This window comes from Puniceispirillum sp. (SeqCode), assembly GCF_965657105.1.
Taxonomy (GTDB): Bacteria; Pseudomonadota; Alphaproteobacteria; order Puniceispirillales; family Puniceispirillaceae; genus Puniceispirillum.
In genome coordinates this window covers 1-3,125 of sequence record NZ_CBFHNB010000103.1, presented here as the reverse complement: position 1 = coordinate 3,125, position 3,125 = coordinate 1, and the positions used below count along the sequence as shown (strand labels likewise).

Below are 3,125 nucleotides of genomic sequence, written 5' to 3'. Positions count from 1 at the left end.
TGGGCTGGTGCTGAGCTTGTCCGATCCGCAAGCACAGCAGGTTGAGATCAGTGAGACAACGGGAGAGAACCGGACCACAGAGCGGATTTTCACTGGCTTTGATCTGTCCGTCTCAAAATCAAATACGAATTTGCCTGACTTTTTCAAGGACGCAAAGAGTCTGGTAGCAGGCGCAACGGGGCCGAAAGTCCTGATTGAACGCAAATTAGATAATGGTACCTATACCGAAGATCACCGGTTTGGGTTTAATAAACAGGGCAAGCTTGCGATCAGCGCCGGTGCATTATTGGATTTTGAGGCCGAAAAGGGGGCTGATGGCAGGCCAGACGGCCTGATTGAATTGAAAATTACCATTACCGACGCGGATGGTGATACGGCAGAGCTTCTGGTCAACATCCAGTTGACCAATGTGAATGAAGCACCCGATGGTTTATTTGTGCTGATGGTTGGGGTGGATGACCCCGAAACGGAACGTGATGAGAGAACGCCATACGACCCAAGCTCAAGAGACGCTCCAAGACTTCCCACAGGAACGACCTTTTCCATCAAAAAGAGCTTCGACGATCCCGATGATCCCTACGATCCCAATGATCCCGACAGAGACAATCTGACCTATACATATAGGTGGGTGAAACTTGGTGTGCAGAATGAGTCGCCGAAAGGTACGGGTGAGACATTTGCGCCCGACACGGCTAGTGGCCGCGTATTCCCCTTTCAAAATGGTAATACTCACCGCGTATATGTTACGGCGAGTGATGGTGAGCTTTCAGCAGACGAAGACATGTATTTTCGTGTCTATGAAAAGACGCCAATCAATAGGCCTCAACATACCATTAATGAGAATGAGGCCGCGACTGGCCCTCTTGCGAGCATCAATTTAGACATTCCGGGTGGGGGACGCATTTCCGGTGTATATGAAATTATCTCAGTCAATGGCTATCTTATGAATAGCCACCCCCTGTTCGAGATGAATGTCAGCGGCAGCCAATTATTGCTGAAAAACTCCTTGGACTATGAGGTGGCCTCGTCATACAAGATTGTGCTGCGTCATGTCCCTTCCAGCGCCAGCGGAACTACTTACGCCGACGTGACCTTCACGCTCACTGTGAACAATGTGAATGAAGCCCCCATTGTGGCGTTTCGGTATCAAAATGATCCTACGACATTTGACTTTACACTCAATTCAAGAAATATTATTAAGCGCCTCGCCATTTATGACCCGGATAACAGTCAGAATTTACCCCCGACTGAGCGGACGAGTGTGGCGTATAGGCTGTCAGATGACAGGTTTTCTCTGGAGGAATATACCCCCGGTATTATTAATAACTTTGTGCCTCTTGGTCTGATAGGCAGACATTACAACCTCAAGATCAGAGATGGTGCGTCATTCGACACCAATGGTGAAACCGTAAACCTGATCATCACGGCCTATGAAGGCGAAAACATAAACGCCGGTCTGTCTGGCACCCTTGACCTGACCATCACCATTACGCCAGCGGCTTCGGGGACACCAAGCACAAACCAGGAAAGACCGAATCCACCAGCCTCGCCTCCGGTGAACCCGGTTTCGGAGTCAATACAATGGACTGACGGGCGGGGAACAGCAGACCAACAGGACACACACAATCTGAACAAGGACCAATATGGGGAAGAGGCAGATGCTGTCGTTATCCAATCAATGGAAACCCATGATCGGATCATGGTCAATCTGCCACATGTCCTTGTCCGGATCAGATATGATGCCACTCAAGGCCCCAACGGACAAACGACCTCCCATCGCAAGGATATTCTCTACAGCCCTCATGACGTGAGTCTGGACGATAATGTTCTTGCCGTGGTTAGCCAATATTCGGGTGATTGGAATTTCGGATCTTTAATTACGGTAAATGGGCAACCACTATCGCATTTCGCCCCGCGGTCCGACGGCGGGCCCGCCACGCTTGATTACATTATCAGGGAGGAGGGTGCTTTAAATTCTTTTGGTGAGCGTCAAGTCGTTGACGGTAATTCAAACCGGCGGGACGTGTTTCTTTTCGATGGCACCCCGAGCACGAAGGCACAGGCACCGCTATTCGCCAGTTTCGACTCGGTTCTGGGGGACCGTCTGCTGTTCACCGGACCAGAAGATGCGACCATCTACTGGCAGGTGAAGTTCCTACCAGGATCCTCCTCCAGTGCGCGCGATTATCAACTGGTTTTCTACAATTCTGCCCAGGCCGCCGACAATAATGTTCTGGCCGTGTTTAACCTCTATGCCACGCGCAGTCAGGGGGCAGAATGGTCAGCCGGTCCCGAGATCACCGACGTCAATGCTAATATGTTCCTCTCCGTGCACAGTCCCACGCTCGTCAATATTCCCATTGAGCATAAGTATTATTTATCGAGTGGCAGTCAGTTGGAGTTGAACGACGTAATGCAGGGCACGTTGTTCGTCATCGATTACTTTTCATCGATATCCTATAACAACCGCGAAGCGTTAGTTAGAAGCTACAACGACGTAGCACCGCATTATCTGAATAAGACTAACAAAGTTCCGGTTATCAAGAATTTCGAGGATGGACGTGACAAAATCGTTCTTGAATTGGATCATAGAGGAGATATCTGGTGGCGTGAGGAAGAAAGGCCCAAATTCCCGGGTGACGAGCGACGCGCAGATGAGAAGATTGACGTGATCGTTCTCTACAATACGGATAGTCCAGAAATTGATGCCCATAAAATCGCGATTATCGAGGAATTTAGCGGCACTTTTGGCCATGACGATTTCATTTTTTCTAATGGCACAGATGTTGATTCGGATCTCATCATCCCATTAGTAGAAATGCCATGAAGATATTGGTTGCTGCCTTGATGCGTGACAATGATGGCTATATCCGGGTACGAATTATACGCCATATTCGATGTTTGTTCACGAAATGTTTCACGTGAAACATTTTGCGAATATCGCCAAAACATAGCTTTGTTTACTTTTTTTTAACTATTTTCCGGCATTATAGACTTGAAATGGAGAGTTATGATGCTGGAGACAATTACCGGAACTGAGGATAAATATTTTGATGGTGGGTGCCATTGCGGGGCGGTACGCTTTCGCCTGATTGGGCCTTTGACACCGCTTTTGATTTGTCACT

General features: G+C 48.7%; 1 protein-coding gene. It reads left to right on the top strand.

Translation table 11 applies throughout. From position 1 onward, the window contains the following. Positions 1-16 precede the first annotated feature (16 nt). A complete protein-coding gene (locus tag ACTF7Q_RS10385; protein WP_438997762.1) occupies positions 17-2,827 on the top strand; it encodes a hypothetical protein in 2,811 nt (936 codons plus the stop codon). Positions 2,828-3,125 lie beyond the last annotated feature (298 nt).